Below are 24,783 nucleotides of genomic sequence, written 5' to 3' on the forward strand. Positions count from 1 at the left end.
GATCAGGAAGCGAGCACCGAGCGCAGCCAGGCGCTGCCCTTGGGGTTGTCGTCGCGGTTCACCTGGAAGGGGTAGCGCAGGCTCTTGGCCTGCTTGAGCACGTTCATCTGCTCGCCCAAGCGGTCGTCCAGGTCCTGGTCATAGCCGGTTTCCTTGGCACGCGCCAGGCGCTCGACATACTTGCGCTTGACCACAATGGGCACATCGCGGCGGAACATCTGCAGCACGCCATTGACGGCCACCTGCACGAAAGGCGCCTCGTTGTCCTTGCCGCCGGAGAGCACCGTCACCATCACAGGCTCGTTCATGAAGGCTTCCAGCTCGGCGTCCTTGAAGGTCACAGGCGAGTCGATGACTTCGGGGGAGAAGTCGGGCACGACACCAAACTCCATGGCCGGCGTTGCGCCCAGGTATTCGTTGGTAGAGTCGACTTCGGGTTTGCGTGGTGCGGTGGCCATGGTTCTTGCTTTCATCAGATCTTGAGAGGAAGGCCCAGGGCAGACGAATCTACCCCGGGCCCAGTTGCTTACAGGCTTACAGCGCGCTCACGCCCGCTTCGGCCACAGCCATCCAGCCTTCATTCAGCATGGTGCAAGCCATGTAGAACTTGGCGCCCACGAAGCCGCGCTGGCCCAGGGGATCGCTCTTGTCCTTCTGGCCTGGCGGGATGTAGGTGGGGTCCAAGGCATCCGCGCCGCGCAGCGACAGTTGGCCCCAGGCGTCCTCACCCACCACGATGAATGGATACACATCCACCTTCGTCTCACCCATCAGGCCGGTAGCGCCGATGTCAACGCCCGCATCTGCGTATGGCGCCAGTTCCGGGCTGGTGATGAAGCGGTAGTTCTCCACACTGCCCAGCTCATAAGCGCTTACCGGCTTACGGGTGCCGTACTCTGCCACTGACGTGAAACCTGGCAGGTCGCGAATATCTGCCTCGGCGTCCGTACTGGTGAACACCAAGTAAGCTGCTTCGACCGGCTGAGTCGCGATGTTCGCCGAAGGCGCCAGAATGCCGGTGATGCGCTTGGCGTGGTTTGCCTGCAGGTTACGGCTGATCTTGCGCAGCAGTGGCAGCGTGATCTTGGCATTCACCGCTGCGCGCGATGCGCCGCCACCAGCATAGAAGACATTGGTGCACGCCTTCAGGGTGCCGTAGCGAATCATCTCGCGCACCAGCGCAATGCGCTCACCGCACTGCTTCTTCATCTCGGCGGGCACGTCGTCCTCGTAGGTGTCCACCGTTTGGTCGGTGAGCTGATAGAGGCAGCCGTACTGCTTGAGCGTCACGGTGATGTCCTGGGGCACCAGAGTGTCGGCCGCAGGCGTTACGCCTTCGGTCAGCTCGTGAGCTGCAGGCTCAGCCTTGGGGCGGTTGCGGGTGTTCCAATCGGTGTTCGTCGCGCCGTAAGGCAGGTAGCGACGGTGCACGATTGTCTTGCCCTGGTTCTTGGGCATACCGCGTTGCTGGCCAGTGATGCCCAGCACTTCGCACGGTACAGCGTGACCGAGGATTTCGCCCTTGAGTTTGCCAATCCGGGCAGCCGGATCAGTGCTCTTGAATTCAGCCATGAATCTTCTCCTTCAGATCCGGCTCAGCGCCGGTTGAGTGTTGCTTGAAATGCGGCCTGGAATGCCTCTTCTTCGGTGGGCGCAGACTGAGGGCGAGGTGCATTGCCAGTAGGCGTCACGGCAGCCTTGAGCCGCTGCTGACCACGCGCGGCCTTTTCGGCGGCACTCGATCGCGCGGTGACAAACTGGTCGTACTGGCCAATGACGGCTGCCACACCGTCGGCGGTGGTGGCTTCTGCAAAGGCCTGTTGCGCCTGCTCCTCCTGTGCAGCCAGCCAGACATTGAATTCCGGCGACTGCACCTTCTCGCGCCAACCCTTGTGCATGCGGTCCATCACAGCCATCTCAATCGCCATGGGGTCTTGCTCGGCCTGCACCGGCGCTGCATCCGTGGCCACGGGCTGCTGCGGTTGGGCTGGCGGGGCGACCGGCGGTTGAGGCTGCACTGCGCCGTACCGGGCATGGATGTACTTGGCCACATCGGGATAGTCCTGCTCGAACTGCTGCAGCTCCGCCGAAAGCTCGGGCGCCGGTGCAGGCGTCGGGGCGGCGGCGGGCGCTGCGGGCTGGGACTGCAGGCGGCCATTGAGCTCGCCGATCTTCCCATTGGCCCTGCGCAGTTGTTGCGCGAGGTCTTCCACCTTTGCGGCTTGTCCCATCAGACGCTGGACTTCGCTGCGCTTGTAGCCCTCGAACACAATCGGATCGTCTTCCTCACCAGATGCGGCAGGGGCAGCGCCCTCGCCTGCATCCGCGTTGGGTTGATCCTCAGTGCCAGGGGCCGCAGGCGCGGCAGCTTCTGCTGCTGGTGCCGTTGCAGCTTCCTCGGCGGCCGGCGCTGCCGGTGCGGGGGAAGGCAGTGGCGTGCCAGATGTTTCAGCGAAGCTGCGTTCGAAAGCTTCCTGCTCCTGCTGGTTTGCGTCCATGTGTCATGCACTCCTACGTTGAATGCCGAGGTCAGTAGCCATAGCTACCATCGTCGGCGGGCTCTGCCGGGGCTGGATTACCCAACGCCAGCAAGTCTTTCCAAGAAGCGATGCGCCCGCGCAGGTCGGCGGTGCGCAAGGCATCCAGGCTTTGGCTGTCGTTCTTCTCCCGCAATGTGGCGATTTGCGTCCGAGCGTGCTGCTCGATGGCGCGCCAGGTCGGGGAATGTGGATCGATAGCCGTTGTCATGGCAGCCAGTTTTCCCCAACCAGCGCATTCAAGCGAACCCTAGACGGGTGTCACAGATAGCTGCCGTCCACTGCTGGCGTCTCAATGCCCTGCCGCACGCCGACGAGTGGGCTCTCTGGGTTTGCCGGTGTGAGCGGATTTGTGTTGGTCGGCAGCTCACCGGCTGCTGGCTGATGCTCCGGCACCGCCCAGCCAGATGGCTGCGGCACGATGGGCGCAGCATCCTGATCCTTGAACCCTGTCGAGTGCGCCAAGCCATCGGCCAAGCTGGCAACACCCGGGTTCAGCAAGATGCGCTCTCCTGTCTGCACGCTGCTGTACAGCGTCTCCATGCCTGTATTGGTTGCATCTGCATCGGCTTTGCGCGCCTGCGCTTCGAGCAGCTTGGCCTTGGCCTGCAGCGTTGGGTCTTGGCCTTGCTGGCTGCTCTGGGCCTTCTGCTCTTCCGTGAGCTGGAAGTTCGTCGGGTCAAGGCGCTGACCCTTGCACAGCTCGGCTGCCAGCTTGGCCGGATCGAGGCCATAGCTCGGATTGGCCGCCACCTGCAGCAGCGTCATCAGGAACTGCTGCTGAGCGTCACGCTCCACCAGGGCGCTGGACGCGCGCACATCGATCTGGAAGTCGCCCTTGATGCTGTCGTCTTCCGAGTAGGTCATCATCCAGTCGAAGTAGCGCTGGATGTGCGGCCGGGTCATGTAGTCATCGAAGCGCTTGGCCAGGCGCCGCAGCACGCTGGTGGCGTTGTTGTTCTGCATCTGCATGCCGCCCAGGGTGTTGGGTGCATCGCCGCGGATACCCTGCAGCATCGCAGGCATGCCGGTGGTGTCCTCAGCCATCTTGAGGGCAAAGGTGATGATGTTCATCAGCGGGCCCTGTACGCTGGGCACCACGAAGGCATTGAACGCTGCCCGCACATCCCGCGCGTCCGCATTGGCTTCGGCGCGCCAGGTCTTGCCCGGCGTCAGGTTGTAGGAGCCGTTCTGTGGCGTGACGCCGTTGCCAATGATCACCTGCGGCGAGGCCGATAAGCCAGCGTTGTCCATCATGGCGCGCGCGGCGCCATTGAGCATACGCTGTGCAGTACGGATCTGCCGGGCGATGCCCAGGCCCCAGGGCATGCCGGGGCGGCGCTGCCAGGCCAGCACGTCGTAGGGAAACTCGCCATCCTCTTGGGGGCTGAGCACCACCTTAACCAAGCGGTCATTGATCATGACAGCCATAGTGGGCACGCGGTCCTCGTCGCTCTCCTCCATCTCCACACCCAGGCGGTTCAGGTGCTCTCGCGCGCAGTGGCCGTAGAAGATCCACATCTCGAACTCGTCTTCGCCTGGGCGGTAGACCGATTCTGTGCCTTCGCGGGTGCGTGACGGTCCCTCGCGCAAAGCGCCCAGCAGAGCCGTAGCGTCGTAGCTGGAGTCGGCCAGCATCTCCTTGATCTGGCGGCGGCCGATAAACTCGCGCTCCCAGGTGTAGCTGCCATGGTGGATGTTCTCGCCGCAGGCAGGGTCCGGGAAGAAGTTCCAGCAGTCGATGCGCTTGGAGCCGGGCTTGATCTCGTCCACCTTGATGAACTCGGTCATGCCGGTGGCTGGATCCTTGCGGGTCATACGGGCTGTGCGCGTCACGGGGAACGGACCCTTGAGCACGCCAGAGCCAAGGCGGGCCGAGTCCTCGATGACCTGACGCACTTCGCCGTGCCAGTTGCTCTCCACCAGCGGATCCTCGATGGCAGTCTGCATGCGCTCTGCTGCCTGCTTGGCCTGGGCTGCCTGGCTTTCCATGTGCTGCTGCGCGGCGGCCGGATCGGTCAACCCCAGCGCGCCGGCCAACTGCGTCAGCTGCATGTTGCTCAGGCGTGGCAGCGGCGTCGGCTTGATCTCCCAGGCCCGGTCATCCGTCGGCAGCAGCATGTCGGCAACCCGCGCGCTGGCCGCATCCACATAGGGGCGCGTGATGTTCAGGAACACGACGGACCGCACAGGCCCCTTGTCTTTGGCCTGGCCGCCGATGATGGCCGCCTTGCGGCTGCGGTAAAGCTGGTTGGCGTTTTGGAAGGCGCGGTTGGCATCGTCAATGCCCTGGTAATACTCTTCATCCTCGGTCCATTCTTCCTCGATGCCCGAGCCAGCGCGGCCGGCGATGGCCTCACGGCGCTTGGAGAGCAGCGTCAGAACGAACTCGGCGCGCAAGTCGCGTTGGGGTTCGGCGTCATTGCCTTGGGGCTGCAGGCCCCCTTGTGTTTCAGTGGCTTGCATCTCAATACCCCATTTCTCGATCCAGTGGAGCCCAGTCGCCGCCGGTGGCGCGCTGTGGCACAGGCCTGGTGATCGCCTTGCGTTTCATCATGGTGGCGTAGCGGCTCGCGCTCATCAAGTCGTCGAGCTTCTTCACCACCTTGCCATCCTTGCGGTGGTACAGCTTGAACTCCTGGAACCAGTCGTTCAGGTGGGAAAACACCTTCCACCGTCCCGTCTGCATGCGCTCGAGCATGTCGATCAACCCTGCTTCCACTCCATTCGTTCCATCGTCAAAGGTGGCGCGATCCTTGAGCATGCGCAGGCCGGCCTTGGCATATTGAACGGCCAACTGCTCGCCAGAGCCTTTGTCGTGTTGCTCGCCGTCGTGAGGCCAGGCAGTGGGAACCCAATCGCCCCAGGCTTTGATGGTGCTGGCGTGGATAACCGGCGTAGCATGGCTCAGCCTATGTGCCTGCACCACGTAGATGCAATCGCTGTCGCGGTCCCAGGCGAGTTGCACAGCGGCCGTTGGGTGATCCCAGCCAAAGTCCAGGCCGTTGATTCGCACCCAATGCGCAGGAATCGGGAAAGCCGGCACCTTGATGCTGCCCTCTTCCACCGGGAAGATGCGGCCGCTGCCCAAGGTTGGAATGCCGCGTGCTCGTGCTTCGCGTTCATGCGGAGGCGAGCTGTCCCACAGCTCCTTTTTGGTCTTCGCATCGAGATGGGGCACATCGTCCCACCCTGCGGTGACAAGGTATCGAGATGCGGTTACTGCAGGCACAGAGCTTCCTCCTTCGCCTCTTGCTCGCCCTCAAGGAACATCATCACCGTGCCGGTTGTCCCCTCCAGAGGGGTGAAGGTGATGTAAACGATCCCATTGGTGGTGGCCGTTCGAATGAGGCATTCGCTGTAAACCTCCAGCGGCGGCTCCTCGTCGAGCCAGATGCCATCGCGCTCGGTGCCTTCAAAGCTGCCGCGCCCTTGTTGGTAGGACTTCAAGCCCAGCTCGGAGAACTTCCCGCTCACATGCTTGACATACACGGTGTCAGCCAGATCAGTAACACCCTGCTTCCACCCCACCCGCTCTATGCAGTCGGCATAGACCAAGCCAGTGCCGCTGAAGCACTTGGAAGTACCTGACCCCACCACCGGGCCGAACAACTTGTTCTGCACGATGTCCCGGGTGGTTTCGTTGGTTTTGCCTGCCGCCCAGAAACGCACGGGCCCGGCAAAGCGTCGGCCTTCCCACCAGTCCGGGTAGCGCCCGGTCAGATGCAGTGCTGTCTCGTAGCCACCCATCCCCTCCGTTTTCCCAACACGATTGGCGGCCATGGCGCACCGCTCGCGGTAGGTGGCGCCGGCGCGGAAGAACTCCATGTGCTTCGGGTAAAGCTCACGACGCAGCGGCCCAGTCGCTGGATACATACCGTCTATCTTGCGTCGAGACAGCTCCAGCTCAATGGCCGCAAGCATTGCGCTGCGCTGCTCTTGAGGCAGGTCGGCCAAATTCATACACCGCCCTTCAGGGCGTCGCGCATCGCGAAGAGGTCGGCCGTTGAGAACGTTGCGACACCAGGATCTGCTGGCGGCAGCAGCTCCTCCTTGATCCCATAGGCCTGGCGCTCCAGCCCCACCAGAATCCGGAGCGACTCCGAGAGGGAGCGCATGGTGCTGCTGCGGCTGGACAGGGATGCAGCCTTGCTTGCTGCTTCTGCCAGCTTGGAGCGCTGCTCCTTGGTCATTTCCTCAGCGGGCGTGCCGCGCAGGATCGCTACGACTTCAGCCATCAGCTTGGGATTAACGCTCTGCTGCTCCAGCTCAGCCATCAGGCCCATGCAGATGGACCGGCTGCGCTGAATGTCCGCCCGCTCAGCCAAGCGCACCGAAGCCTGTGTTGAAGCTGCCGCCTCTACCGTCTCCCGCTCTGCTGCCGGAGACGCATTGTTAACAGGGGTGTTAACCAAGGCTGCGTTAACCAGTGCGTCGGCCTTGGATTGGATCTTCGCCGAGAGGTCGCGCGTCCATCCCAGTTTCTTGGCGCGCTTGGCAATGTTGACGTGGCTGGTGCCGGAGCCTTCGGCGATTTCGCGCAGGCTCTTGATGCCCGCCCGGTAGTCCAGCTCAATGCGCTCCCAGTCCACAGCCTGGCGTGCAGGCGCGAGGTTTTGTTTGCTGTCGGTCGATGTCTTGGGCGTGGTCATTGGACGAATGATCCATGCCGGGCTTCCCCAGGTCGAACCCTATCGGGGGTAGGTGTTGCCACCTGTGGGAGACGCTACCCGATCAAGGCCATCTGGTTGCTTTTCTGAGCCTCTTTCAGTTGCCGCGCCAGAGCAGCCTGCGCGCGCTCCATGTCGCTGATGCGATCGGCCAGCGCCCGGTTGCGCACCGTGGCTTCCACCAGCAGCGCTGCCACATCATTCTGTGTTTGCAGCTGGGCATACTGCAGGGCAAAGCCGCCCAGCTGGCGGGCCAGGGCCCGCGCCTCTGGGGTGAAGAGGCGCAGCTCCTGATCCCCGATCTCGATCAGCACCATGTTGTTGTGCAGGTCGGTCACGGAGATGGCCCGGGGCTCGGGCAACGGGTCCACCACTTCATAGACGCCATCGACCAGGCGCCGCATGCGCCCTTCTTCGATCCAGCGGCTGACGTGGTCGTCGACCTTGGTGTAAGGGAAGTCTGTGAGCTCCATCAACCGCTGACGACTGATCGCCTGACCAGCTTCGCGCAGCGAGACAATGCAGTCCCAGATAATCTGACCTGTGGAGTTGGTGCTAACGGTAGTATTCATCATCATTTCCCGGTAAACTGAGTTTGCTCAGGTCTCAGACCGGGAAACGCCACCTTCGGGTGGCTTTCCTTTTTTCAGCCGTCCATAAGCCGGCGCACCGTGACGTTGAGGGCATCGACCTCGTCCATCTTCTTGATCCGCCACATGGCGCGCTGGCCGTGCCACCCGTTACGGCTTCCCTGGTGGCAGTCCTTGCACAGGGCCACTGTCGTGTACTGGCTCCCCTGCTTTACGTGGTGGGCATCGCTGGGTCCCGGCTCGTCGCAGACGCTGCAGGGCAGTTCCTTGACCCTGGCCAGGTGGTCGCGCTCTTTGGCGTTGAGGCGGTTCAGCATGCTGCGCACCCTCCCCTTGCCAGTGCAAACACGCAGTTGGGCTGCGTGCGCAGGGCCAGCGCCACCGTTTCTGCCGCGTTCAAGGGCGCCGGTGGCTCCGCTTTGACGGGTTTGTCAGTGCTGGCCATGGCCTCCAGCATGGTCTGGCTGCCGTCGGCCAGCTGGTACTTGACGGGCCTTCGGCTGCGATCGACGCTCATGAGGCCCAAGCTCACGGCCCGGGTGCAGTAGGTCCAGGTGTGGCGCGGCTCGATCTCTCCCGTCATGCGCGCGGTGATCTCCGAGCAGGTGCAGGAACCGAGCTTGCCGACGATATCCAGCACTTCGAGAAAGCGCTGCCCCAGTGGGCGGCCAGTGGTGTGGGTCATTGGCGGAACTCCCCAAAAAACGATTCCATGCTGGCCCAGCGCTGCTGGGCGTTCTGTGTGGGCCACAGGACCAGCTGTGCATGCTCAGTCCACAGGAACTGGTCAATGTCGCGATGCAGCTCACAGAAGGCTGCTTCGTCCATGCTCTCGAAGTCCATGCTCTTGGGCACAGCGTTGGGCTTGCCGTCCAAGCCGGGCACGAAGTCGCAGTGGCCGGCGCCCATAAGGAGCCAGGCGCGCAGCTTACCGGCGTCGTCGAAGGCCTCGGTGCGGTCCAGCAGCCGGTTGATCCTCAGGAAGAAGAACCGGTGATGCTCGGGCGAACGCGGCAGCCAGAACTGGAAGCCCAAGGTTTCGCCGGGCTTGAGGCTGTTCACCGCGTTCTTGAACCTGGCATAGGCCCGGTGCCCAGCAGCGTCGGAGCCGCAGAGCTTGCCGTCCTGGCCTTTGGTGATGACGAGGCGGGTCATGCCAGCTCCTGGCGGCCCCAGTGGGCCAGCAGCACACTCTCAGCGCGGTTGTGGTCTTTGGCGCGGGCCAGCGACGCGGCAGCCTCTGGGTGCTTGGTACGGGCCAGCGCGAGCGACTCGCCCTTTTCCTTGCCCACGCCCAAATCCTTCTTCCACTGGCGCGGCGCAACGTACCGCACCTTGTATTTCAAGCACTCCAGCACCGATTCGATGGCGCCCAGCGAGCGCAGCAGGCTACCTTGCGTCTGCACAGCGTTGTTGGCACCGCCCATGGTGCCCACTTGCTCGAGCACGACGGTGGGCAGGCCATCTTCTGCCGGGCAGTGCTTGAGCAGCAGCTGGCACAGCGCGCGGCCGTCGATCTTGCGCTTGACCAGCGCTTTGGGGCCGGCACCAGGTGCTGCCATGGTGGGTAAGTCGAACACAACACGCACGCCGTTGTGGTCGGTGACGGCGATCGCGCCTGTCAAACCTGGGTCAATTCCAATAATGATCATTGGTGGTCGCTCCTATTTTTAGATGTCGTCGGTGTAGTGGCTGGCCTTGCGGCGGCCGAGATCTGGTGTGCTGAGCGGCTCTGCGCTGTCGGTCCAGTGCTGGTAGGCGCCGTCGAAGGCCAGCGGCACGCTGCCAACGCGGCCCTGGCGGTTCTTGGCGAAATCGACTTCGACGACCTTGCCGCCGTGGGACGAGATGTGGTTCAGGCTGAGCAGCATCACAACGTCCGCGTCTTCCTCGATCGCGCCCGATTCCTTGAGGTCGGACAGCTGAGGCTTACCGCCCACGCGGCTCTCCAGGCCACGGTTGAGCTGGCTGAGCGCGATGATCGTGATGCCCAGCTGCTTGGCCAAGGCCTTGAGCCCGCGGCTGATCTCCTCGATCTGGTGGTGCCGCTTGTCGTTGGTCTTGCGGGAGCCGCACAGCTGGATGTAGTCGAGCACCAGCAGCTTGATACCGTGCTGGCGGACCAGCGCCCGGGCCTTGGCCTGAATGTCGGCCAGCGTCAGAGCCGGCTGGTCATCCAGGAACAGCGGAAGCTTGACCATGCGGTCGATAGCGGCCGTCAGCCGGGCCCAGTCCTGGTCTCGCATCTGCCCGGTGATGATGTTGTCCAGGAAGATGCGGCCGGTGTTGGCGCCGATGCGATCCATCAGGTCAGCCTTGGGCATTTCCTGCGACAGAAAGCCCGCGCCGACACCGTCGGCTGCCAGGTTCAGGGCAATTTGCATCGCCAGTGAGGACTTGCCCACTGCAGGCCGGGCAGCCAGGATGATCAGCTTGCCGGGGCGCAGGCCACCGTTTAGCCGCTTGTCCAGGCCTGGGATGCCGGTGCGAATGCCTGGCTCGATCTCCCCACGGGAGAGCTGCTCCACACGCTCACACAGTGCAGCGGCCATGTCGCCCACCGCCACCGGCGCCTGCCGGCCGCGATTGACCGCCAGCGACTGCAGCTTGGCCTGGGCCTGGTCCAGGCGCTCGGCCGAATCCAAGCCGGGCGTCACTGCCAGCTCGCGCACCTCCCACGCTGCGTCCATCAGCCCGCGACTCATCGAGCGCTCGAGCACCACCTCGGCGTAGCGCTTGACGCTGCTGAGGCTGAACGACACCTGCGAAATGCCGTTGAGGTAGTCCAGCTGGATATCGGCGTGGCCGGCCTCCTGCAGGGCCACCAGCACGCTCACCACATCCGCCGGCTTGCCGGAGATCACCTGCGTGGCGATGGTCGTGAAGATCTTCGCGTGGCGCGGGTCGTGGAAGTGACGCGCCTCGAGCGTGTCGCCCACTTCGTCGAACAGGTCGTTGTTGAGCATCAGCGCGCCCAGCACGCTGGTTTCAGCTTCTGGCGACCAGGGAGCTACGGTGCCGTCTGCGGCCAAAGCGTCATGCGGTTGCATGGTCGGCCTCCTGCTCCTTGCGCTTGGCCACACGGGCGTCGAGCACCTGCTTGTGCTGCAGGCCTGTCGAGGACCAGCTCACCACCCCGCCCTCACCGGTGAACCACAGCGAGAACCAGCGGTCCTTCACCGAGTTGGCAAAGGTGCCCACCCAGTCCTTGTAGCGCTTTGCTTTGTACTGCGAATCCTCGGTGTAGCGCTCGCGGAACACCACCCAGGCCACCTGCAGCATTTCGTCGCTGATGCCGGCGTCTTGGGCCCAGGTCCGGATCGAGTGATCGTCCGGCACCGGCTTTACGCCCTTCTCGCGGCAGTCGGCCAGGAACTTGGCCAAGGTGGTCTCTTCACGTTTTTGTCGCCCAGAGGGGGAAGGTGCTGGCGATTTCGCCACGCGCCCCTCCTCTGAACGTAGTGAAGAGGAGGTATCTTGTTTCTGTTCCTGTTCCTGTTCCTGATTAAGAAACCCTTCCGAAACGGTTTCGCAATGGTTGTGAATGTCCTCTTCGCTCATACCCATGTATGGGCCGCAAACCCGCATGAAATCTGATTTCCAGGTGCAAGCGGCAGGCAGTTGGGACGCCACCTTGATGGCGGACTTTTTCTGATTGGGGTTCTCCAGCGGATTCCACTCGAAGTGCTTGATGACCCATACCCATTTCGTCGTTTCGCAACGGTTAGAGAAACCCTTCCGAAACAGTTCGTCAAACCCTTGCTTAACCCTTTCCTGACTCCATTTCAGGTCTTCACATGCATAGCCGTCTGGGATGCGGAAGACGCCGGCAATGGTGCCGTGGGGACAAGTCAGCAAATACAGGGCCAGCATGCGCCCGTCCTCAGATAGTTCACCAATGCTCGCACTGGTCCAGAACGCGGTATGCACTTTGCCGTAGTCACGCATGGCGGCGGTCCTCTAGGTTGGACTTCCGCGCATTGCAAGACTGGCACAGGCACTGCAGGTTGTCAGGGTGATGGCTGCCGCCATTGCGGCGGGAGATGATGTGGTCGGCTACCAAGTTGTCTGTGCTGTTGCAGCGGACACACTTGTGGCCGTCACGGGCGATGACAAACTCGCGCAGCGCGAGGTGCCCAGGGCATTTGCCGGGCTTCAAGCGCCCGAGGATCTGGGGCACAAGCCAAGCGCGGCCGTTGTGGTCTGTCCAGTACTCGGGGATGCCATTGGCAGGATTACGCATGAGGCAAACCCCTCTCTGCAGCCATCTGCGCTTTGCGCTCTGGCGATCGGCTGTTGATCAGCGCATACATGGTCTTGCGATTGCGCTCGGCGCTCTCGTGGAACAGCGGGTCCTTGGTGAGCTCGAAGTCCACCAGGTCGGCGTGCATCAGCAGGCCCTGAGCCTTGATGCGCAGTTCCATGGCTTGGTCAGCAGGCGCCATGGCGTTTGGCAACTCATCGAAGCTCACGATCATTGCAGGCAGGTCCTGCTCACCCTCCGGCCCGATGATCCGGATCATTGACATTTGGGCGTTCATGACTGCTCCACAGCCTGCTCGTAGGCGTCGGCAAAGGCTTCTGCAGCTGCTGTGCCCATAGGCCAGGGGCATGCTTGTTCGATGGGGGTGCCGGCCGCGCGCGCTCGCTGGGCCAGGCTCTGGATGTATTCGAGGCTCACGACATCAGGCATGGGTGCCTCCTGCGGAATCCGAATCGAGTGGATTGCCCTCGCAGAGCTTGAGCGTCAAAGTAGCGCCATGCCACTTCTGGTTCGCCCACTCGTTCATCACCTCGTTGACAACCGTGCCCCGGTCGGCGTTCACGCCTTGGAAAGCTTTGCGGTGCTCGGCCGCGGCACTGATCACCTGGAGGGTGGTCTTTGGCACGCTCGCGCGCACGCACTCGAACTTGTCTTCCGACTGGGGCTCAACGAACTCCAGCGCCTTTGCAGCGATCGCCGCGAAAGGGTTGTCGCCCGCTTTATCGCACTGGATCTGGGCGGCCTCCCATTGGCGCTGCGCCCAGTTGGCCAGCACTTCGTTGATAACGCGGCTGCGGCTGCAGTCGGCATCGCTGTAGCGCAGGCGGAAGTGCACTTCGGCGTCGATCATGTTCAGGGTGAACTTGTGCATGTTCACGCGCAGCTCCGAGCGGTCGAGGTTCGGATTTGCTTCTCGGGCGAAGCTGGGCGCTTCGTTGTCTTTGCTCAGTGTCATTTTTGGGTCCTTGTTGTGGTCAAGGTTGCTCAGGGGATGGGTGATGGCCAGGTGGATCAGCGGGCTGAGGACTGGCGCGAATGGCTGGCAGCAAAACGGGACCTTGCGAACCGATCGGCGCTGGCAAAATCGCGTCAGGTCAGTCCTGCTGCGCCGCTCTCAATCGGGTGCAGCAATGCCTGCGCTCGCTGCTAAATCAAGTTCTGGGAACCGCGTCTCACGAACACCGCAGATGGCGCATTGCCGAATGCCATTGATGGCAAAACCAATGGAGGCCGGGACATAGACGTGGCCGAGAGCCGCGCATTGCGTCACCAGCGCCTCCCGTTTGGCGTCGATCTCTTTGGATGCGGCGGCGATGATTGCTACGCGTTCGTTCGTAAGGGCTTGAAGGGCGTCAACGATCGCTTGACGCTGTTGGGTTTCGGTGCCTTCAGGTTCAAACATGAGGGACCTCCACAGACGCCCTGGCGCCCAGCACCCTGTCAGGCACAGCAATGCCAGTACGGACGCATGCGGCAATCACGCGATCAACCAGCCGTGCTGGAAGCACGTCTGGCCACTGCGAAATGGCTTGCGGGTTGATACCAATGGCTTTGGCGGCTACGGCCACCGAGCCACCCAACAATTCAATGGCGTCTGCTTTTTTCATTCCCAAATGTTAGCACGCTTACAATCATGAAAGCAAGCACACTAACCATCAATGCAAGTAAGCTCACTTTCGTGAGCACACTTCAAGAACGAATCGCAGAAATCATGGCAGCGGCCAATCTGACAGTCGGCCAAATCGCCGAGCTGACAGGGGTGTCGTCGTCTGCTGTTACGCAATGGAAAGATGGTCCGACCAAGACCATCAAGGCATCTCCCGCGACAAAGCTTGCCGCCAAGACGGGCTACAGCGCGATCTGGATATCCACTGGTGAAGGCGCCAAGCGTTTGGCACCGCAGCATTCGTCAATCTCGTCTGAAGTAGGTGATCGGATCGAACTTCGAGAAATGAGGAAGATACCGGTGGTGGGCGAAGTAAAAGGCGGGGACGACGGATACCTGGAAAAGCTCGAATATCCGGTGGGACACGGCGAGGGCTTTGTGCTTTACCCGACGAACGACCCGAACGCTTATGCAGTTCGAGTGCGTGGAGATTCGATGCATCCAAGATACCGGGCCGGCGAGTTCGTGATCGTCGAACCGAACATTGAACCGCAGGAAGGCGATGACGTAGTGGTGGCGTGCACCAACGGCAAGAAAATGCTCAAGCAGTTGAACTGGCGTCGGGATGGCGAAATCCAGTTGCTTTCCATCAACAATGGCTACGGCCCGCTCACTGTCTATGAGCACGAAATTCAAGCGATCCAGCTGGTGGCAGGCAGAGCGCGTCGCAATGCTCTGCAGTTTTAGCTCGAACGTTTATCGAGGTGCCACATGAATGAAAAGGATGTGTGCCTTGCTTCTCTCCAGCGCCATGTGCCACACACATTTGTAGCGATGCAACACCTGGTTATGGCCATGGACGACTATGTCAAAAGCATGGGTAAGAAGACCATCTTCGGTAAGGACAAGGCGCCAGCGGCCTACGAGAAGTACCTTCAACACCTGCAGCGAACTTGCCTTGCGCTACAGCGAGACGGGCAAGTCTCCCCCAGTGCAACCTCTGAAGAAATCATACTGAAGCTGCAATCAGTCCTTGCTCTCTTCAAAAGAGCATTTCCGAATTGGCCCAATGCCTACATGTACTTCGAATGGTCAACGACGGAAGACAAGAGCAATACCGCTGGGCTGATCACTCTTCTTGTGGGTTGAGCATCAGCGCTGTTGTGTGACTGATCTATACCGGCTACCTACGCACTGACTGCGTCCCCTACACCCAAATGCACCGCCGCAAAGGCGGCTTTTTTTTGCCTACGCCCAGAAATGTTAGCCTACTTAAAAATATTTCGTAAGCATGCTTGACTTTAGATGTAAGTAGGCTAACAATACTGCTTAACGACACCATACAGCACAACAGTTCTGCAGGTGGCGCCACCGGCCAGATGGTCAACCGGCGTCGAAAGATGGGAAGGCAGAAGAAGGCGAAGGCCCGCTGCTGAGGAGCCATGAAGGTGTTGCCCCTGCACCGCAGAGGATGGGGCGTTGTTAGGTCTGGTGCCGGGCGACCGGGAAAAGCTAGACCGAAAACCAAAGCTCTGCAGATGAGGGCTTTGGTTTTCTAAGGAGAAGCAATGCTAGATCACGGAGTACTGAATGTTCCGCTGTCCAAGCGCGGGAACATCGACAACCAGATTGACCGCTACAAGCGTGAGCAGGCAATCGCGAAGCGCAACGAACTCGACGCTCGGAAGGCTGAATTCAACGCCAAAAAGACCAAGGCGTTGGCCCTGATTGCCGAGCTATCTGATGAGCGCGCCAAGGAGTTAATGACGATGCACAAGCTGACCCGCAAGCAGCTTGATGAGGTACTTATGTCCATCGCCAGAACCAAACCTGATGCATTCCTGCGGCGCGGCATCTAACGCCATCGGCGCTCCCCTCTGGGCGACATCAGAGGGATAACTAAAGCGCTTTCCCGCGAGAGCTTTTTGGTTTGGAAGGGAGAACGTCATGTAGGAAAGATGGCCCGCACGAGCCTATCGTGCCCCGGCCTGCAGGGTTAGCAGGACCATCATCGAAGCGGCGGCACCGAAGCAATGGAAACATGCAACGGGGGTGCACCACAGTCAAAACGCGAGGGATGATGACCTCGGGAAGGCAATCAGTCCATGCCCAAGACGGTGCGAAAGCGCGGGCGCATGGCTTGCGAGGCACGTCAGACAGTGTCATAGCCGGGAATGGCCGTCCGGCCCGCTTCGATGATGGAGATTTTCAGATAGCCACATACCAAGGGTCATCCCTTTACATTCAAAATCTACTGTATAGAATCACAGCATTAAAGGAGATGATATGCAGTGCATTCCTGGCGACTTGGCTGTCGTCGTCAACGATCACGAGTACCCAGGCAACAACGGTGCCCTGCTCCGCGTTCTGAAAAGCGCCAAGCCGGAATTTGGCAATACGCCCTACGACTGGCTGTGTGAACCACTTTCCACATTCCACTTTTCCAAGACCATCAAGCCCGGCATGCCTTGCGTGATTCTTTACCGCGACGTGGAGCTCAAGCCGCTGCGAGACGGCGACGGCCAAGATGAAACACTGTCTTGGCTGACCACACCAGAGTCGCTGCAACCAGCCTGACTTTGAGAACCCTCCCGCCCGATACCCCTCGGGCGTTTGAGCCACCCTCACCGGTGGCTCTTTTTTATTCCCCTGAGCGCTGCCCTCCAGTCGGCGCCTTCGCCCGCCCCCACAGCGGGCTTTTTTATTTCTAGGAGAAGCCCATGAACGACTTGTCCATTCACCGCGCGCTGGCTCGCGGGCAGCGCCGCTGGGACGGCATGGAGCCGGACGACGACGATCCGCCCGCGTCGATGGCCAGCCTGCTGGAGTTGCAGCAAGAGAACTTCAAGCTGCGTGACCAGCTGGCCCAGGTGGTTGAAGAGGCCCGCGACCTGTCTGAAACCGCAAACCGAATTCGCTGCTGCACCGGGGATCGGATGCTGCGCCTTTGCAACGAGATTGAGGGTATTGATGATGACGACGCGCAATAAACAGGACGGCGGAAGCGCATTCCCTGTCTGGGATAGCACCGCCATGCACCGAATCGGGATGGCGGCAAGCCAGGACATCGAGGATTCAGCTGAACGCGACCGGGAATACATCCGGGCCACTGCTCAAGCCGCACAGGGTATGACGCTTCGCGACCACTTCGCAGGCTTAGCCATGCAGGCGTATCTCAGTGGTCATGACAGGGGGGAATTCAGCTATGAGGAATGGGCAAAAGCCTCATACGAAATGGCCGACGCCTTGATCAAAGTCCGGGAGGCCAAATCATGAAGCGCATCCCCTTCCCCGCTGATGTCAGCGACACCACACGGCGCTACCCGTGCACTCAGGAACAGGCCTTTGGCCCGTACCAGCGTCAATCTGTGATTGTGCCCATGGGTCCACCTGTAGACGGCCAAGCCTCGGCATGGCTTTCCGCCCTGGTCGTCTACATCGCGGTAGCTGCGCTTGCCCTGCTGAGCGGCTGCACTGGCGCAGATGCAGGTGAGCAGCCCCAGCCCAAGCACCTGGTCGCCCAGCAGGAGCAGCGCCGGGCCGCCGCTGCGGCACAGCTTTGCGGCCCAGGCCAAGCGGCCGTCTGGCACGACAGCACTGAAATGCAATGCATGCGCGAGGTGAACCCTTGAGAACCATTCTTCACGCCTTCCTCTGGAAGCGCCATCTCGGCGCTTTCTTTTTGCGCGGCAGCCTGGCTTGCGACATCGGCCCGCGTTTTCTGATTTCCGCTCACCACCAATGACCACCACTTGAGAACACCATGACACAAACATCTAACGAGCTCGCAATCAGCGGCACCAGCAGCACTGGCCTTGTGCTCAGCAACGACACCATGGACAAGGCTTTCCGCATGGCGGAACTGATGGCCTCTGGCCGGGCCACCGTGCCAAAGCACCTGCAAGGCAGCGCCGCTGACTGCATGGCCGTAACCCTCCAGGCGCTGCAGTGGAATATGTCCCCGTTCGCAGTGGCTCAGAAGACCCATTTGGTCAACGGCACACTGGGCTATGAAGCGCAGCTGATCATTGCGGTCCTGCAGTCCACAGGCGCGATCGTTGGAGAGTTCGAGTACGAGTACCAAGGTGACGGAGACAACCTGCAGTGCCGTGCCGGAGCCACTCCTCGGGGCAAAACCCAGATCAAATGGGGCGAGTGGCTGGCTCTCAAGTCAATCACCACAAAGAACTCACCACTTTGGAAAACCAATCCACGCCAGCAAATTGCGTATTTGCAAGCGAAGAATTGGTCCCGCCTGTACACGCCCGGTGCAATTTTGGGCGTTTACACCCCAGATGAACTGGCCCACCCCCAGCCTGTCGAGAAACACATGGGCCCAGTCGATGAGGTCAAGGATCCCTACCCGCAAGACCAGTTCGAGGCGAACTTCTTGAAGTGGAAAGAGGTGATCACCGGCGGCCGCAAGACCGCAGACCAGCTGATCGCCTTCACCTACTCCCGTAACCCCAACCTGGAATTCACGGAAGAGCAGGTCAAAAAGCTTCGTGCGCTGGACCTTAAGCCTGCAGCGGCTGCCCAGCAGGAAGTGACGGATGTTCAGCCCAAGAGCGCGCCGGCCGCCGACGCGCCTGCACTGAGCCCTGAAAAGCTGCAAGCCGATATGGCAGCGGCCACCGACTTGGAGAAGCTCTACGAGCTGGGCAGTCTGCTCGATGCAATCCCCGACGAAGCGCAGCGCCTGCGCCTGAACGAAGTTTTCGACGCTCGCGTGGCCGAGCTGGAAGGTCAATAAATGGAAGTCGTGAATCTCACACAAGGCACGCCGGCATGGCATGCGCACCGGGCCGCCCACTTCAACGCCAGCGACGCGCCGGCCATGATGGGCTGCAGCAGCTACACCTCGCGCTCGGAGCTGATCCAGCGACTGGCCACCGGCATCGTGCCGGAAGTGGATGCAGCCACACAGCGCCGCTTTGACGCTGGGCACCAGTTTGAAAATTTGGCCCGGCCTGCTGCTGAGCTGATCGTCGGCGAGGAACTGGCACCCCTGGTGGGCACTAATGGTAAGTACAGCGCGAGCTTTGACGGCCTGACCCTGATGGGCGAGACGGCGTGGGAGCACAAGAGCCTGAACGACCGACTGCGCGATGCAATGACGCCCAGCGCAACGGGCGCCGACCTGCCGCTGGAGTACCAGGTGCAGATGGAGCACCAGGCCATGGTCGCTGAAACTGTGGAGCGCACGCTGTTCCTGGCCAGCAAGTGGGTGGTGAACAGAAGCACAGGTGAATGGGAGTGCGAAGAGCAGCGCAGCTGCTGGTATACGCCGAACCCTGAACTGCGCGCCAAGATCGTTGCCGGGTGGGCACAGCTGGAACAAGAGGTTGCCGCGTACCAGCCGGAGGCCGAAGCACCCAAGCCCGCGCCTGAGGCCAAGCTGCGCGACGCCCTGCCGGCGCTGCGCCTGGATGCGAAGGGTGAGATCACCACCAGCAATCTGGATGAGTTCAAGGCCGGCGCGCTGGCACGCATCAACAGCATCAACACGGTGCTGGAAACCGACCAGCAGTTTGCTGAGGCCGACGACGATGCCAAGTGGTTGCGCGGTGTTGCTGACGCCATGAAGCAGGCTGGCAAGCGAGTGCGCGCCAACATGCAGAGCGTGGATGAAGCGTTGACGGTGCTCGAGCAGCTGGACAAGATCGCCACGACCAAGGCCCTCGATCTGGAAAAGCGAGTGAAGTCCGAGAAGGATGCGCGCAAGCAGACGCTGGTGCTGCAGGCTCAGCAGGATCTGGACAGCCATACCGCAGCGCTCAACCAGCGGCTCGGTACCAACTGGCTGCCGCGCCTGGCCGGCGGATTCGCCGAGGTGATCAAAGGCCTGAAGTCGCTCGACAGCATGCGCGACAAGGTGGCGGTGGCGCTGACCAATGCCAAGGTGGACGCGAACGCGCTGGCCGACCAACTGGAGGCCAACCGCAAGCACCTGGTGCAGGACAGCGGTGACTGGATCACCCTCTTCCCAGACTTCGCCACCGTGGGCGCCAAGGCCTCCGAGGACTTTCAGGCGCTGGCCGCCATGCGGATTGGCCAGCACCAGGCGGCAGAAGCCAAGAAACTGGAGGCTGAGCGCGAGCGCATCCGGGCTGAGGAAGAAGCCAAGGCCAAACGCGAAGCAGACGCCCGAGCAGCTCAAGAAGCGGCCGAGCGCGACCGGAAACTTGAAGCCGAGCGTGCCCGCATCCGCGCCGAAGAGCAGGCAAAGGCCCAAGCTGATGCGGCGGAAGAGCGCAAGCGCATTCAGGAGCAAGCCCAGAGCGCAAAGGCTGAGATCGCTCAGGCTGCACAGACCGGGGCACTGGCTAAGCCAGTGGCCAATGATCTTGCCCGCCTGGCCACCAGCAATGCTGCAGAGGCAGTGGCCGGGATCGACGCCAAGCAGGTGATCAATGCAGCCCAAACCAGCGCGGCAGCCCAGGCGGATGAAAGCGTGATCAGCATCGGCAAGATCAACACCACCTTGAAGGCCGGCGGCATCGATGTGCTGGTGAATGCCGGCACGCTCGACAGCCTGGGCATCAGCTACCGCAAGGAGCGCAACTCCGTCCAGATGCCTGAATCCAGCTTCCCACGCCTGTGCCTGGCCTTGGCGATGCGCCTGCAGAAGATGGCCAACGAATACACGCATCAAACCGTGTGACAACGCCGGTCCAGTGCCGGCCCCTCCCCGCGCAGCCCCACAACAGGCTGCGCTTTTTTCCATCCCGACAAGGAAATTACCGTGAACAAGTCCGAACTGATCGAACACATCGCCGACAACGCCAAACTCACCAAAGCAGAAGCCGGCCGCGCCCTCCACGCCGTGACAGCGGCCATCACCGACACGCTGCGCAGCGGCCACTCGCTGCAGATCATGGGTTTTGGCACCTTCGAGGTGGTGCGCCGCGCCGGCCGCCCAGGTCGCAATCCGCGCACAGGCGAATCGGTGCGCATCGAAGAATCCAAGGCCCCCAAGTTCCGCCCCGGCAAGGAGTTGAAGGCGGCGGTGAACTGACCGCCTCGAACTTAGCACCAGCCGCCCGCCTCGCGCGGGCATTTTTTCGCCCACTGAGACCCCAAAAATGACACTTGCACTCGCATACGACACAGAGACAACTGGGCTGGCTCTGTTTAAAGAACCTAGCGATCACCCTGACCAACCGCACATCGTGCAGCTGGGCGCCATCTTGGTCGACCTTGACACCCGGGCCACCATCGCCAGCATGGACGTGATCATCCGCCCCGATGGCTGGACCATTCCTGACGAGGTGGCCCAGGTGCATGGCATCACCACCGAGCGTGCGCTCGCCGTCGGCATTCCTGAGCGCACAGCGCTCGAGATGTTTATGACCTTGTGGGATGGCCGCCTGCTGCTGGGCCACAACGAGAGCTTCGATCGCCGCATCTTGCGCATCGCCCAGCATCGCTTCCCCGCCAGCGTCTGCGATGACCAGCGCGACAAATGGAAGGCTGCCAACAGCCACTGCACGCAGCTGCTGTCCACACCGATCCTGCAGCTGCCGCCCACGGAAAAGATGAAGGCAGCGCGGCGCTTCCACCACAAGAGCGCCAACCTCCGCGAGGCCTACGAGCACTTCATGGGCAAGCCGCTGGTTGACGCGCACAGCGCCATGTCCGACTGCCGGGCAGCGCTCGATGTGTTCTTCGCCATCCAGGATCTGAAGGCAGCTCAGGCTGCGTGAAGGCCCTCAACTTCAAAGGAGCACCATGCCCTTCCAACTTACAGAGCCCACCAAGGTCACGATCGTCAATGCCAACCCCCGTCGCGAGCTGCACGGCGAAGAAAAGGTCCGCGCGATCGACATTGCGTTCGTGATCACCGGGTCGAACGATTTGCTGGACCTGCTTGAACCAGGTCTGCGTGAGCACCACTTCTGCAACAAGGCAGCCCAGGCCGGCCAGGTGGAGCTGCCAGATATCGCGATCCCGCTGCCGAATATCCGCTACCCACAATTGCCTCTGGCCTACCACTACGCGAAGGGCCAAAAATGGCGCGGCTATCGCTTCATCTGGGACTGGGGCACCGAAGGCGAGCACGTCGACTTCACCGATGCCGTGCTGTGCGGCCTGCAGTATGAACTGGTCGAAGGCGGAAGCGTGACCATCAAGGGCACCATCCAGTACAACGGCGACGAGCTGCAGGACAACGACACCTTCGGCGAGCTTTCAGGCCTGGCCGCCGAGGGCGAAATCTACATCAAGCTGCTGGCACCGGCCGAAGTCATGCTGGCCAAGAAGGGCTACCGCGCCGGCAAGCCTGACACGCCATCGTCTGGCAGCGACAGTGACGATGGTGGCCAGCAGGATCTGGACGGGCTCGATTCCGATGGCGAAGGATTGACACCGGAGAAGGCTTTCGCCAACTCCCTGGAGGATGACTCACCGATCTGATAGCAGTGCAAGCACGGGGCCTGGGCGGGCCTCGTGCCCAGTTCTATAAGCCCAGCGGCACCCGAGTACCGTCCTTGGCGACCAGCGCGTTGGTATCGCCCGGCACCAGTTTCACACCCAACAGCGTCTGCACCGCGTCAGTCGATGCCGGGCTACCCAGCCCTTTGCGCACAATCTTGCGCGTCTCTATGAAGTCTTTCAGGGACGCTGCATCAAGCTCGATGCACTGAGGGTAAGCGTTGTCATGTTGAGACCAGTGCGCGCGGATGGCACTGACCATGGTGTCGTAAAGCGTCATAGCGACAAGTCTACCGCCCCCAGTGGGCCCCTATTCACAGCCCGCCCTGAGCAATCGAGGCGGGCTCTTCCATTCCACCTCATGGCTGCCTACTACAACGAGATAGAGCCGTATGCAGCCCAATGGCTGCGCAATCTCATCGCTGCGGGCCACATCGCCCCGGGTGATGTGGACGAAAGGAGTATTGAAGATGTTCACCCCAATGACCTCAAGCCCTACACCCAGTGCCACTTCTTCGCAGGCGTTGGAGTCTGGAGCCTCGCGCTGCGGCACGCAGGTTGGCCAGACACTCGACCTGTTTGGACTGGATCAGCCCCGTGCCAGCCTTTCAGTGGTGCCGGAAACAAGACCGGAACAAAAGACGAGAGGCACCTCTGGCCCATCTTCGCAGAGCTCATCGAAGTCTGTCGGCCATCCATCGTTATGGGAGAGCAAGTCGCCAGCAACCTTGTCACTGGAAGCCGATCAGGTCAGGATTTGCAGCGACTGTGGGAAAGAAAAGCCCGTCTCGGAATTCTCGCTGACTGGCTGGAAAAAGACCTACCGATCGCTGTGCAAGGAGTGTCGGAATACAACCGCGAGAGTCTTGCATCAAATGCGGAAAGGCTCAACTGCAACGAGGGCCTCAAGGCTAGTAGCTGCAGCGAAAGCAAGAGCGGCGGCGAAAGGGCTTCCGTTTTCCATAACGGTAGAGTGGGTGCAAAAAGTTCTGGATTCAGGGGCTTGCGAAGCAACCGGGATAGCGTTCGACCTGATGACTCCACGAGGCTGGAACACCCCCTCGCTGGACCAAATTCAGGCTGGTGCGGGATACACCATGGAGAACACTCGGGTGGTCTTGTTCGGCTTGAACGCCGCCTGCGGCACATGGGGGGAGAACAAGATGATCGAGATGAGCAGGTCGATTATGTCTCGACGCAGAGAGCAATCCAACGAGCTTCAGAGGCGACTGACAGAGAAATTGAAGGTCGAGACGGCGCGGCTTGGGTCGACACTTTACAAACTGACTTGGAAGGAATGGGTTACTCCTTCGGGGCGGTTGCGTTCCCGTCTGCGGGCGTCGGTGCGCCGCACATCCGCGACCGAACCTACTGGCTGGCCTACTCCAACGGCGCGCGACCACTTCCCGGCGCACACAGCGCAATACATCGCCGCAAAGAAGGCACAGGGGCATGGGATGGCAAACCTAAACGACTTAATGCAGTTGACTGGCTGGCCGACACCCAACAGCACGATTGTGGACGCCAAACCCAACCCGCCGATAACGTCAGGACGCAAGCCAACCGATCCCCAGATCAGCACGGCAGACATAGCAGTCCATCTTTGCGGATGGGGTACACCGACAGCGAGCGAACCGGGGGGCACGGGCGAACAGTATGTGGCGCGATCGAAGGCAACGACGGGCAACGCGGCCCCCACGATGCTGACGCACCAGGTGCAGAGCTATCTGCCGGGCCCGGCCCGGTTAACGGCCTCTGGCGAGCTGCTGATTGGCTCCTGTGCCGGGATGGAAAGTGGCGGCCAGTTGAACCCAGCACATTCCCGCTGGCTCATGGGGCTGCCGCCCGAGTGGGACGCCTGCGCGCCTACGGAAATGCCATCAACGCGCAAGCCGCGCAAACCTTCATCGAAGCAGCAATGAGCTGCATCCCATAGATTCCAAGCCCGCCCTGAGCGGGCATTTCCATTTCTGGAGCCCAACATGGCTGAAAACAACTCTTCCGCTCCCCTCAAGACTGCCGAGGGGGCTGAACATCCGCACCTGATCGCGCTGCGCACCATCGCAGAGTATCCCGCCACCGACTCGCTGATGAATATGGATGCCGCAAATATGCGCAGGATAGCGGCCCAGGCAGTGGCAGCACAGGCAGCGCCCGCAGCAGTGGCTACTCCTGATCAGATCGCGTTTCTCAATTCAGATCGTGATGGCTGGATTGAGGCTCACGCAAAAATCTATCGGGCGTATCAAGACTTGCGCAACGCTGCCGACGACCTGCTCACATGCGTCATGCACGATGGGGTCCTGGTCGATCCCGAGCACCCCAAGCGTATCGCTGTCGAGGCAGTCAAAGCCGCCCTTTGCACCACCCCAGCCCTTCCAGCTACCGAGGATTCCTCGGCAGGTGACCTGGCAGAGGTGCAGGCCGAGCCGGTTAGCAGTGACCCAGTTGCTTGGCACAGTAAGCTGTACGGCACCTGCTGGATGCACAAACAGCCATACCACCTGGACGCAGGAACACATTTCTTCGTGCGCGGGAATCCTAATCCAGTTGCCACTGTACTGAGTGGCGCTGCAATTCAGTGGCATACGGGCACTGCTGCCCTTGAGCACGGAACATTCTTCTACACAGCACCCCAGGCCCAGCCCGCTGATGCGCTGACCCGAGCCGCACTTGATGTGCT

The 24,783-nt window shown here is 61.4% G+C and carries 36 protein-coding genes and 1 pseudogene; 15 read left to right on the forward strand and 22 right to left on the reverse strand.

All coding sequences use genetic code 11. From position 1 onward, the window contains the following. Positions 1 to 2: 2 nt before the first annotated feature. The 21 genes from ACCQ08_RS23005 to ACCQ08_RS23105 form a co-directional block, all read right to left on the reverse strand. Positions 3 to 458, reverse strand: a complete 456-nt coding sequence (locus tag ACCQ08_RS23005; RefSeq protein WP_373451111.1) for a hypothetical protein — start codon at positions 456 to 458, stop codon at positions 3 to 5. A gap of 76 nt (positions 459 to 534) precedes the next feature. Then, positions 535 to 1,572 carry a N4-gp56 family major capsid protein gene (locus ACCQ08_RS23010; protein ID WP_373451112.1) on the reverse strand — a complete coding sequence of 346 codons (1,038 nt, stop codon included), beginning with the start codon at positions 1,570 to 1,572 and terminating at the stop codon, positions 535 to 537. Positions 1,573 to 1,595: 23 nt separating this feature from the next. Then, positions 1,596 to 2,498, reverse strand: coding sequence for a hypothetical protein (locus ACCQ08_RS23015; RefSeq protein WP_373451113.1), 903 nt, complete (start codon positions 2,496 to 2,498; stop codon positions 1,596 to 1,598). 31 nt (positions 2,499 to 2,529) lie between these two features. Then, positions 2,530 to 2,748: a hypothetical protein gene (locus ACCQ08_RS23020; protein ID WP_373451114.1), complete on the reverse strand. Its 219-nt coding sequence runs from the start codon at positions 2,746 to 2,748 to the stop codon at positions 2,530 to 2,532. Between the two features lie 50 nt (positions 2,749 to 2,798). Then, positions 2,799 to 5,003, reverse strand: a complete 2,205-nt coding sequence (locus tag ACCQ08_RS23025; protein ID WP_373451115.1) for a hypothetical protein — start codon at positions 5,001 to 5,003, stop codon at positions 2,799 to 2,801. Between the two features lies 1 nt (position 5,004). After that, entirely contained in the window at positions 5,005 to 5,769 is a 765-nt protein-coding gene (locus tag ACCQ08_RS23030; protein ID WP_373451116.1) for a terminase, read from the reverse strand. Beyond that, entirely contained in the window at positions 5,757 to 6,500 is a 744-nt protein-coding gene (locus ACCQ08_RS23035; protein ID WP_204366342.1) for a terminase large subunit domain-containing protein, read from the reverse strand. Before ACCQ08_RS23035 ends, ACCQ08_RS23030 begins: the two co-directional genes overlap by 13 nt. Next, the gene (locus ACCQ08_RS23040; RefSeq protein ID WP_373451117.1) at positions 6,497 to 7,189 is read right to left on the reverse strand and encodes a hypothetical protein; all 693 of its coding nucleotides are present in this window, start codon (positions 7,187 to 7,189) and stop codon (positions 6,497 to 6,499) included. The genes ACCQ08_RS23035 and ACCQ08_RS23040 overlap by 4 nt, the downstream gene beginning before the upstream one ends. Before the next feature lie 74 nt (positions 7,190 to 7,263). Continuing rightward, the gene (locus tag ACCQ08_RS23045) at positions 7,264 to 7,779 is read right to left on the reverse strand and encodes a hypothetical protein (protein ID WP_260719447.1); all 516 of its coding nucleotides are present in this window, start codon (positions 7,777 to 7,779) and stop codon (positions 7,264 to 7,266) included. Positions 7,780 to 7,853: 74 nt separating this feature from the next. Beyond that, entirely contained in the window at positions 7,854 to 8,114 is a 261-nt protein-coding gene (locus tag ACCQ08_RS23050; RefSeq protein WP_021028844.1) for a hypothetical protein, read from the reverse strand. Further along, on the reverse strand, positions 8,108 to 8,482 hold the full coding sequence (locus ACCQ08_RS23055) for a hypothetical protein (RefSeq protein WP_373451118.1): 375 nt from the start codon (positions 8,480 to 8,482) through the stop codon (positions 8,108 to 8,110). Before ACCQ08_RS23055 ends, ACCQ08_RS23050 begins: the two co-directional genes overlap by 7 nt. Continuing rightward, positions 8,479 to 8,952 (reverse strand): DUF1367 family protein, encoded by a 474-nt coding sequence (locus ACCQ08_RS23060; RefSeq protein WP_373451119.1) that lies wholly within the window; start codon positions 8,950 to 8,952, stop codon positions 8,479 to 8,481. Before ACCQ08_RS23060 ends, ACCQ08_RS23055 begins: the two co-directional genes overlap by 4 nt. Then, positions 8,949 to 9,449 (reverse strand): hypothetical protein, encoded by a 501-nt coding sequence (locus tag ACCQ08_RS23065; protein WP_339536924.1) that lies wholly within the window; start codon positions 9,447 to 9,449, stop codon positions 8,949 to 8,951. Before ACCQ08_RS23065 ends, ACCQ08_RS23060 begins: the two co-directional genes overlap by 4 nt. Positions 9,450 to 9,467: 18 nt before the next feature. Further along, complete coding sequence (locus tag ACCQ08_RS23070; protein ID WP_373451120.1) at positions 9,468 to 10,847, reverse strand: replicative DNA helicase; 1,380 nt, start codon at positions 10,845 to 10,847, stop codon at positions 9,468 to 9,470. Beyond that, positions 10,834 to 11,745 carry a hypothetical protein gene (locus ACCQ08_RS23075; RefSeq protein ID WP_373451121.1) on the reverse strand — a complete coding sequence of 304 codons (912 nt, stop codon included), beginning with the start codon at positions 11,743 to 11,745 and terminating at the stop codon, positions 10,834 to 10,836. The genes ACCQ08_RS23070 and ACCQ08_RS23075 overlap by 14 nt, the downstream gene beginning before the upstream one ends. Continuing rightward, on the reverse strand, positions 11,738 to 12,040 hold the full coding sequence (locus ACCQ08_RS23080) for an HNH endonuclease (RefSeq protein WP_373451122.1): 303 nt from the start codon (positions 12,038 to 12,040) through the stop codon (positions 11,738 to 11,740). Before ACCQ08_RS23080 ends, ACCQ08_RS23075 begins: the two co-directional genes overlap by 8 nt. Then, positions 12,033 to 12,338, reverse strand: a complete 306-nt coding sequence (locus ACCQ08_RS23085) for a hypothetical protein (protein WP_373451123.1) — start codon at positions 12,336 to 12,338, stop codon at positions 12,033 to 12,035. The genes ACCQ08_RS23080 and ACCQ08_RS23085 overlap by 8 nt, the downstream gene beginning before the upstream one ends. Beyond that, positions 12,335 to 12,490 (reverse strand): hypothetical protein, encoded by a 156-nt coding sequence (locus ACCQ08_RS23090; protein ID WP_373451124.1) that lies wholly within the window; start codon positions 12,488 to 12,490, stop codon positions 12,335 to 12,337. Before ACCQ08_RS23090 ends, ACCQ08_RS23085 begins: the two co-directional genes overlap by 4 nt. Next, complete coding sequence (locus tag ACCQ08_RS23095; protein WP_260719438.1) at positions 12,483 to 13,016, reverse strand: hypothetical protein; 534 nt, start codon at positions 13,014 to 13,016, stop codon at positions 12,483 to 12,485. Before ACCQ08_RS23095 ends, ACCQ08_RS23090 begins: the two co-directional genes overlap by 8 nt. 159 nt (positions 13,017 to 13,175) lie before the next feature. Further along, complete coding sequence (locus ACCQ08_RS23100; RefSeq protein ID WP_373451125.1) at positions 13,176 to 13,463, reverse strand: hypothetical protein; 288 nt, start codon at positions 13,461 to 13,463, stop codon at positions 13,176 to 13,178. After that, the gene (locus tag ACCQ08_RS23105; RefSeq protein WP_373451126.1) at positions 13,456 to 13,668 is read right to left on the reverse strand and encodes a Cro/CI family transcriptional regulator; all 213 of its coding nucleotides are present in this window, start codon (positions 13,666 to 13,668) and stop codon (positions 13,456 to 13,458) included. The genes ACCQ08_RS23100 and ACCQ08_RS23105 overlap by 8 nt, the downstream gene beginning before the upstream one ends. A gap of 26 nt (positions 13,669 to 13,694) precedes the next feature. Between ACCQ08_RS23105 and ACCQ08_RS23110 the strand changes: the two genes are divergently transcribed. The 12 genes from ACCQ08_RS23110 (at position 13,695) to ACCQ08_RS23165 (ending at position 22,082) form a co-directional block, all read left to right on the forward strand. Then, positions 13,695 to 14,414 carry a helix-turn-helix transcriptional regulator gene (locus tag ACCQ08_RS23110; RefSeq protein WP_373451127.1) on the forward strand — a complete coding sequence of 240 codons (720 nt, stop codon included), beginning with the start codon at positions 13,695 to 13,697 and terminating at the stop codon, positions 14,412 to 14,414. Between the two features lie 24 nt (positions 14,415 to 14,438). Then, positions 14,439 to 14,816: a hypothetical protein gene (locus ACCQ08_RS23115; RefSeq protein ID WP_373451128.1), complete on the forward strand. Its 378-nt coding sequence runs from the start codon at positions 14,439 to 14,441 to the stop codon at positions 14,814 to 14,816. Between the two features lie 419 nt (positions 14,817 to 15,235). Further along, complete coding sequence (locus ACCQ08_RS23120) at positions 15,236 to 15,526, forward strand: hypothetical protein (RefSeq protein WP_373451129.1); 291 nt, start codon at positions 15,236 to 15,238, stop codon at positions 15,524 to 15,526. Positions 15,527 to 15,953: 427 nt separating this feature from the next. Next, the gene (locus ACCQ08_RS23125) at positions 15,954 to 16,244 is read left to right on the forward strand and encodes a hypothetical protein (protein ID WP_373451130.1); all 291 of its coding nucleotides are present in this window, start codon (positions 15,954 to 15,956) and stop codon (positions 16,242 to 16,244) included. Between the two features lie 143 nt (positions 16,245 to 16,387). After that, entirely contained in the window at positions 16,388 to 16,657 is a 270-nt protein-coding gene (locus ACCQ08_RS23130) for a hypothetical protein (RefSeq protein ID WP_373451131.1), read from the forward strand. Continuing rightward, on the forward strand, positions 16,638 to 16,943 hold the full coding sequence (locus ACCQ08_RS23135) for a hypothetical protein (RefSeq protein WP_373451132.1): 306 nt from the start codon (positions 16,638 to 16,640) through the stop codon (positions 16,941 to 16,943). The genes ACCQ08_RS23130 and ACCQ08_RS23135 overlap by 20 nt, the downstream gene beginning before the upstream one ends. After that, positions 16,940 to 17,299, forward strand: a complete 360-nt coding sequence (locus tag ACCQ08_RS23140) for a hypothetical protein (RefSeq protein WP_373451133.1) — start codon at positions 16,940 to 16,942, stop codon at positions 17,297 to 17,299. The genes ACCQ08_RS23135 and ACCQ08_RS23140 overlap by 4 nt, the downstream gene beginning before the upstream one ends. A 131-nt stretch (positions 17,300 to 17,430) precedes the next feature. Beyond that, positions 17,431 to 18,420: a recombinase RecT gene (locus ACCQ08_RS23145; protein WP_373451134.1), complete on the forward strand. Its 990-nt coding sequence runs from the start codon at positions 17,431 to 17,433 to the stop codon at positions 18,418 to 18,420. Next, positions 18,421 to 20,331: a YqaJ viral recombinase family protein gene (locus ACCQ08_RS23150; protein ID WP_373451135.1), complete on the forward strand. Its 1,911-nt coding sequence runs from the start codon at positions 18,421 to 18,423 to the stop codon at positions 20,329 to 20,331. A gap of 75 nt (positions 20,332 to 20,406) precedes the next feature. Continuing rightward, entirely contained in the window at positions 20,407 to 20,685 is a 279-nt protein-coding gene (locus ACCQ08_RS23155) for an HU family DNA-binding protein (RefSeq protein WP_373451140.1), read from the forward strand. A 67-nt stretch (positions 20,686 to 20,752) separates the two neighbouring features. Then, on the forward strand, positions 20,753 to 21,373 hold the full coding sequence (locus ACCQ08_RS23160; protein WP_373451136.1) for a 3'-5' exonuclease: 621 nt from the start codon (positions 20,753 to 20,755) through the stop codon (positions 21,371 to 21,373). Positions 21,374 to 21,398: 25 nt separating this feature from the next. Next, the gene (locus tag ACCQ08_RS23165; protein ID WP_373451137.1) at positions 21,399 to 22,082 is read left to right on the forward strand and encodes a hypothetical protein; all 684 of its coding nucleotides are present in this window, start codon (positions 21,399 to 21,401) and stop codon (positions 22,080 to 22,082) included. A 43-nt stretch (positions 22,083 to 22,125) separates the two neighbouring features. On the opposite strand, the gene ACCQ08_RS23170 is transcribed toward ACCQ08_RS23165, so the two are convergent. Then, positions 22,126 to 22,380 carry a hypothetical protein gene (locus ACCQ08_RS23170; protein WP_373451138.1) on the reverse strand — a complete coding sequence of 85 codons (255 nt, stop codon included), beginning with the start codon at positions 22,378 to 22,380 and terminating at the stop codon, positions 22,126 to 22,128. A gap of 81 nt (positions 22,381 to 22,461) precedes the next feature. Between ACCQ08_RS23170 and ACCQ08_RS23175 the strand changes: the two are divergent. The 3 genes and pseudogenes from ACCQ08_RS23175 to ACCQ08_RS23185 form a co-directional block, all read left to right on the forward strand. Next, positions 22,462 to 22,761: pseudogene (locus ACCQ08_RS23175) on the forward strand (DNA cytosine methyltransferase); the annotation flags it as partial. Positions 22,762 to 22,975: 214 nt separating this feature from the next. Continuing rightward, on the forward strand, positions 22,976 to 24,022 hold the full coding sequence (locus ACCQ08_RS23180) for a hypothetical protein (RefSeq protein WP_373451141.1): 1,047 nt from the start codon (positions 22,976 to 22,978) through the stop codon (positions 24,020 to 24,022). A gap of 60 nt (positions 24,023 to 24,082) precedes the next feature. Further along, a partial coding sequence (locus ACCQ08_RS23185) for a hypothetical protein (protein WP_373451139.1) occupies positions 24,083 to 24,783 on the forward strand: 701 nt, incomplete at its 3' end.

It is taken from the genome of Comamonas sp. SY3, from assembly GCF_041730275.1.
Classification (GTDB): Bacteria; Pseudomonadota; Gammaproteobacteria; order Burkholderiales; family Burkholderiaceae_C; genus Comamonas; species Comamonas sediminis.